Here is a 6,424-nt window from a genome sequence, read left to right on the forward strand (position 1 = left end):
GTTTTATTGATGTTGTTTTTAAAAATGGAGTAGTAGTATTTTGGACTTCTAGGATCAAATCCAGCGATATAAAAGACATCTCGGTTCACCTCTACCCCTCTCTTCATTTATATAAATTTATTTTACAAACTGCTAATTTTAGCAAATTTAATCATAAGCAAAACTTAAATTAAGATTATAGAAATCTGATTAATCTTAAATTTGATTTAACTTTTAGATTTAATTTTAGACAGCCAATCGTCTAAAGTCTGTTCAAATCCAATTCCATTGCCATGATAGAATTTAATATCTTTTTGCATATATTTTTGCTCTACCCAGCCACCAAAATCGTGCGGATATAGATAATCTTTTTTGGCTGGGTCTGTATTAATAAGATACGATGGCACTGGTAAAGCTGGATTCTTAGCTATATAATCTAGAGCTAAATTTATAGCCTTATAGCTTGAATTAGATTTTGGTGAATTAGCCAAATATACAGCACACTGAGATAGTATAATTCTAGCCTCAGGATAGCCAATCTTAGATACTGCTAGCATAGTATTTGTAGCTATATTTAGAGCATTTGGATTGGCATTGCCTATATCTTCGCTAGCAAATATCACCATTCTGCGTGCTAAAAACTCTGGCTCCTCTCCAGCTGCTATTAGCCTTGCAAGATAGTATATCGCTGCATCTACATCGCTGCCACGCAGGCTTTTTATCATAGCACTTATAAGGTTATAATGGGTATCTTTACTACTGCTCCCTTCACTAAAGCTAGAACATCTAAGGGTTTTTAAAGTTTTTAGGCTTATATTTTTATCTATATTTAACGCATATTCAAGCAAATTTAGCATACTTCTAGCATCACCCGAGCTTGAGCTAATTAGATACTCTTTGGCCTCTTGATTGATTTGAAAATATATACTTTTTTGAATATCGATTAAGAGTTTTTCTAAATCATCATAAGATAGTGGCTTAAACTCAAATATCATCATTCTTGAGCGAATACCACTACTTACTGTAAATTTAGGATTTTCTGTAGTAGCACCTATGATTATACATTTTTTCTCCTCCATAGGGATTAAAAGTGTCTCTTGTTGGGTTTTGCTTAGGCGATGAAACTCATCTATAAATATAAGTGGCAAATAAAATGAACCTTCAAATTTGGTTATAATTTTTCTGATATCTTCACTTTTTAAATTCGCCCCATCAAGTTCGAAAAATTCATACTCCATCTGCTTAGCAATAATCTTAGCCATCGTAGTTTTACCGCTTCCTGCGCTGCCAAAAAATAGACTATGTGGGATATTTTTATTCTCTATAAATTTAATAAAAATATCTCTAATATCATCATGGCCTACCATTTGGTCTATCTTATTTGGTCTAAACTTAACACTTAAATTCATCTTTTTTTTCTTTTGATAAGATTAATACACATAACATAATTGCTATAAACCCGATAAAATCATAAATCACAAACTCTACACCCAGCCATAAATAGCTAAACATAGCCGCAGATACAGGCTCTATTGAAGCTATCATACTAGCCCTTGGCGCTCCAATTAGCTCTACTCCCCATAGATAAAAGCTAAAGGCAAATACTGTACCAAATATCACAACACCGCCTAATGCTAAATATCCACTTAATCTGCTTACTCCATCAAGATTCCAAACCTGCATATACAAAGCTAAAACAACCCCGCCAATAATGAGTCCCCATCCAAGCACAAGCTCAATCCCACATATCTTAGCTAGTTTTTGCGGTGCAAAATTATATACTACAACACAAAGAGCACTAATAAGACAAAATATTAAAGCTTTTAAAGGGAGTGCTAAAGCATCAATTTTGCCATGAGTAGCTAGCAAAAATACGCCAATTATTGCTAAAATAAGAGCATATAATTCAATTTTACTTGGCAATCTCTTAGTATAAAAGCACGCAACTCCTAGAATAAAAACCGGTGCTGTATATTGCAAAACTGTAGCAACTGCAGGATTAGATAGCTCAATAGCATAAAAATAACTATATTGTGTCATCATCAAGCCAATAAGCGCAAAAAATATAAGTCTTGGATAATTATAAATGTTTTTAAGCGGGTTAAATATTGTTCTTGGATTTTTAAATAAACAAAATATTAAAAGCAAAATACCAGATAAAAGCAATCTATAAGGGACTAGCCAATCAGAACCAACTTGGTGGAATTTAAAAAGATAGGCTCCACAAGCCCCACTAAAACCCCATAAAATTCCACCAATAAGCGTGATAAAAATACCAAATATATAGCTTTTATTTCTCATCACGCTTAAATTTAGCTCTTAGTGAGAGCAGCCACATCCGCAGCCGCCACCGCTGATAGCTTTTAGTGCTGCATCATAATTTGGCTCAGTTGTAATTTCGCTAACTAATTCTTTATATACTACAACTCCATTTGGATCTAGTACAAAAATAGCACGAGTTAGCAAGCCAGCAAGTGGACTACTAGCTAGTAATACGCCATATTCTTTACCAAATTTAGCACCTCTAAAGTCGCTAGCTACTCTTAGATTTTCTATGCCTTCTATTGAGCAAAATCTACCCATAGCAAATGGAAGATCCAGTGAGATAACTGTAGCTTCTACATTACTTTTGCTAGCTACTTTTTGATTAAATGTTCTAGCCTCTGTAGCACATACGCCTGTATCTAGACTCGGAACTACTATTAATACTTGATATTTGCCGCTTGCACCGCCAACACTAATTGTAGATAGATCCTTAGCTACAAGCTCAACTGCTGGAGCGATTTGACCTACATTTACACCATTTCCTTCTAATTCTACTGCTGTCCCTTTAAAAGTTACTGACATATTATAATCCTTAATTAAATTTTGTAAACGCAATAATATCAAAATTAAGATAAATAAACTCTTAATATCTAAATTTGGCTTTTTTGTACGACAATAGTCCCAGCTAGCAAGTCGTGTAAATTCCTTTTATCTCTTCTAAAGAAGCAAAAAAATGATCCACCAATAATAAAAGTAGTAATAAAGAAAAAATATCGAAGTAAATAGATAAGCAAACTAGCCTTTTTGCCATTTAGCCCTACTATATAAATACCTTGAGCTCTATATCCTGGGCTTTGTGCCTTAAAAGCAAAAAATATAGACTGAATAATACCAAAAATCAGCCAAACTAAAAATATAGCTAGCTGATTGCTTTGGAATTCATCTTTACCGCTTAATATGACATATGTCATTATATACAAAAGCGGAGCAGCGATAAAAAACATATCCATAATAAATGCCTTTACCCTGCTAAAAATATTTGCAGCTATAGCCTTACTCATGCATTTCCACGGCTACCTGGCTTAATAGCTTTTGAACCATCTTTGCAAAGCGGGCAAGACTCAGGTGGATAAATTTCAAACTCAAAATTACCAAGAGCAAAAAGTGGCTTATCTAATGGAAGTTTACAGCTATCTTTTCTAGCATTATCTAGCCCACTAACAGGACAAAATCCACGATTTGCAAGTGCAGCAAATCCCACTACTACGCCACCTAGGCTCTCGATAATCTTAGCACTTTCTAAGGCTGAGCCTCCAGTAGTAATTATATCTTCACATATTATAAATCTTTCGCCCTCTTTTACGCTAAAACCACGCCTAAGACTCATCACAGAATCAACTCTTTCAGTAAATATAAATCTTTTTTTACCAGCACGAGCTAGCTCATATCCAGCTAAAATTCCACCAAGCGCAGGCGAGCAAACACTATCAAATTCAACCCCAGCTTCAACAATCTTACTAAATAATTTATCGCATAAAACACCTGTCAAAATTGGATCTTCTAAAACTTTTGCGCTTTGTAAATAAAACTGTGAGTGATTACCACTACTTAGTAAAAAATGTCCCTCTAAATATGCTCCAGCATCTTTATAAATTGATTCTAAATTCATAATTAAACCTTTAAAAGCTCAGCTTCTTTATCTTTTACAATTTGATCAACTTTAGCTATATAGTTATCAGTAATTTTTTGTACTTCATCATAGCCTTTTTTAATCTCATCTTCGCTTAAAGTTTTGTCTTTTTCTATTTTCTTAATATCATCATTAGCATCTTTGCGGATATTTCTAATGGCTACTTTGGCTTTTTCGCCCATCGCTTTAGCCTCTTTGGCATTTTTTTGACGATCTTCAGTTGTCATAGGTGGGAAAAATAGCTTTACGCTCTCTCCGTCATTATTTGGATTAACGCCAATATTTGCAGCTTGAATTGCCGTAGCTATTGTTTTTAGCATAGGCTTTTCCCATGGAGTTATAGTAATTGTACTTGCATCAGTAGCTAAAACTGTAGCTACTTGATTTAGCGGAGTAGAACTTCCATAATAGTCTACATGTACATGATCTAAAATATTAATACTTACCTTGCCAGTTCGCAAAGTAGTAAAATCACGCTTTAGAGCCTCTAGAGCCTTATCATTGTGTACTTTTTGATTATTGTAAATTTCATTTAGCATATATATCCTTTTAGTTGGCTGTTGTATTATTCTCAGTTATTGGCGCTGCTGGAGCTACGCTTGGTACTTGTGGCATTTTGATTGAATCAAATTTGGCACTATCTACTACCGAGTCACGTAGAGATTGATTATATGTATAGCCAAGAGCAAGTGTATTAATAACAAACAAAAAGCCCATAAAAAATGTAAATTTAGCTAAAAATCCAGCTGGGCCTTTAGCTCCAAATAGACTTTCATTGCTGCCGCTATAAGCTCCAAGACCCATAGAAGCACTCTTTTGCAATAATATGACAATAGTCAAAATTACTGCTAGCAAAACTTGTATAATAAGAAGAACTGAACTCACGAGTATCCTTTGATTAGTGTAATTAGCTCGTGATTATAGCAAAAAAAGTTGAAAATTTAGTTAAGCCACCACACGAGTGGCTTGTAACTATTCTTTATTAAAGATTCCTAAAAGATTAAGAAGTGAAATAAATAAATTTAAAATATCAAGATACAATGAAACTGCGGCAAGTACTGGGCTATCATATCCACCGCGCAAAATCATTTGAGTATCATATAAAATATATGCGCTAAATAATATCGCTCCAACAGCTGAGATAATAGTAGCTAAAATCGCACTTTGAAAGAATAAATTTAAAAGTCCAGCTACCACAATTACAATTAAAGTTATAAATAGCATTTTACCCATTGATGAAAAATCACGCTTAGTGTTAAATGCAAAAATTGTAAGCCCTCCAAAAGCCACAGTAGTCATCAAAAATGCCTGAGTGATTATATGCCCCATTCCAGCACCTATATAAGTATTAAGCACTGGACCAAGAGTTAGGCCACTTACAAATGTAAAACCAAATAGTAATACTAGTGCTAAAGTTGGATTTTTGCGTGTAAAAAATAGCCCAAAAAGCATTCCAAGCTCGAGTATTAAAAGCATCCAGCTAAAGCTTTTTACATAATCAACACCAATATATGCTCCCACAGTCGCAGCTAGTAGCGATGCACTTAGTAGCTGATAGGTCTGCTTAACAAAAGTTGCTCTAGCACTAAAAGAGCGCTCTACTTGCGCTTCGTGACTAAATTCACTCTGCCTAGATGAAAGATTTCTATTATATAGACTCATTTTGCCTCCAATTTAAATTTTGGTGTAAGTCTAGCAAAATAAATTTAATATCTGATAAAGATTAAATAATTATAGAGTTATATAATCTTTATCATTTAGCTAGAAATTAAATTTATCCTCTATTTTTATGCTCTTTTTTAATTCTCATAACCTCAAATATAAATTTAACATATCCACCTTTATACCAGTTTTTATTTGCTTTTATTAGAGCCTGACCTAGTTTATAGCTTAGATGGTTTTTCATGTTTAGGGCTTTTTGGTAGTTAGTTTCTAAAACAGATATATTTGTATTTTGTTTATCAAATTTATCTTTCATATCTATGAGTTCTTGTTCTTTTTGAGCTAATTTTTCTTTTAAAGATTTTATCTCTATCTCTTGTGGAGTTGGTTGTGGTGTGGCTGGTTTTGGTGGTTGAGCTGGAGTGGAATTTTTTGCCTCTAAGGCTTGAATTTTCTCTTTTAATAACTCGACCTCTTGCTTAAATGGCGCCACAAGTTCGGCATTTGTTCGCTTCAAAACATCAGGCACAAGAGCGCTGTGCATATGCTTTACAATATTTGGATAGAGATGACTGATATACTCATCTATAAATTCCATCGAATCTTTAAAAAATACGATATTTGGAATCAGATAAGAGTAATCTAGCTCTGGATCAATTTCGATATCTCTATCAGACGGAATAACACTTAGATCAAACAGCTTCATTTTTGGGTTTGGTTTGCATAAAAAGAAGGCGATAAGGTCGAAGTATGGTAAAATAACTTTATTAGGCTTTTCCAAATGCGAATTTACATAAAACTCAGTATTGTTCAAATTTTCATCATTAA

At 33.7% G+C, this 6,424-nt stretch carries 8 protein-coding genes and 1 pseudogene; all 9 read right to left on the reverse strand.

The window, feature by feature from the left end:
- Positions 1-206: 206 nt before the first annotated feature.
- On the reverse strand, positions 207-1,388 hold the full coding sequence (locus tag J6V67_RS06295; protein WP_291860333.1) for a replication-associated recombination protein A: 1,182 nt from the start codon (positions 1,386-1,388) through the stop codon (positions 207-209).
- Complete coding sequence (locus J6V67_RS06300) at positions 1,372-2,280, reverse strand: EamA family transporter (protein ID WP_291860336.1); 909 nt, start codon at positions 2,278-2,280, stop codon at positions 1,372-1,374. Before J6V67_RS06300 ends, J6V67_RS06295 begins: the two co-directional genes overlap by 17 nt.
- Positions 2,281-2,298: 18 nt before the next feature.
- On the reverse strand, positions 2,299-2,826 hold the full coding sequence (tpx, locus tag J6V67_RS06305) for a thiol peroxidase (protein WP_291860339.1): 528 nt from the start codon (positions 2,824-2,826) through the stop codon (positions 2,299-2,301).
- 68 nt (positions 2,827-2,894) lie between these two features.
- Complete coding sequence (locus tag J6V67_RS06310) at positions 2,895-3,305, reverse strand: RDD family protein (RefSeq protein ID WP_291860342.1); 411 nt, start codon at positions 3,303-3,305, stop codon at positions 2,895-2,897.
- A complete protein-coding gene (gene pyrE / locus J6V67_RS06315; RefSeq protein ID WP_291860346.1) occupies positions 3,302-3,913 on the reverse strand; it encodes an orotate phosphoribosyltransferase in 612 nt (203 codons plus the stop codon). Before pyrE ends, J6V67_RS06310 begins: the two co-directional genes overlap by 4 nt.
- Before the next feature lie 2 nt (positions 3,914-3,915).
- Positions 3,916-4,473 carry a ribosome recycling factor gene (frr, locus tag J6V67_RS06320; protein ID WP_086247814.1) on the reverse strand — a complete coding sequence of 186 codons (558 nt, stop codon included), beginning with the start codon at positions 4,471-4,473 and terminating at the stop codon, positions 3,916-3,918.
- Between the two features lie 10 nt (positions 4,474-4,483).
- Complete coding sequence (secG, locus tag J6V67_RS06325; RefSeq protein WP_291860351.1) at positions 4,484-4,819, reverse strand: preprotein translocase subunit SecG; 336 nt, start codon at positions 4,817-4,819, stop codon at positions 4,484-4,486.
- Between the two features lie 87 nt (positions 4,820-4,906).
- On the reverse strand, positions 4,907-5,596 hold the full coding sequence (locus J6V67_RS06330; protein WP_291860353.1) for a Bax inhibitor-1/YccA family protein: 690 nt from the start codon (positions 5,594-5,596) through the stop codon (positions 4,907-4,909).
- A gap of 112 nt (positions 5,597-5,708) precedes the next feature.
- Positions 5,709-6,424: pseudogene (locus J6V67_RS06335) on the reverse strand (hypothetical protein); the annotation flags it as partial.

The organism is Campylobacter sp., assembly GCF_017646085.1.
Classification (GTDB): Bacteria; Campylobacterota; Campylobacteria; order Campylobacterales; family Campylobacteraceae; genus Campylobacter.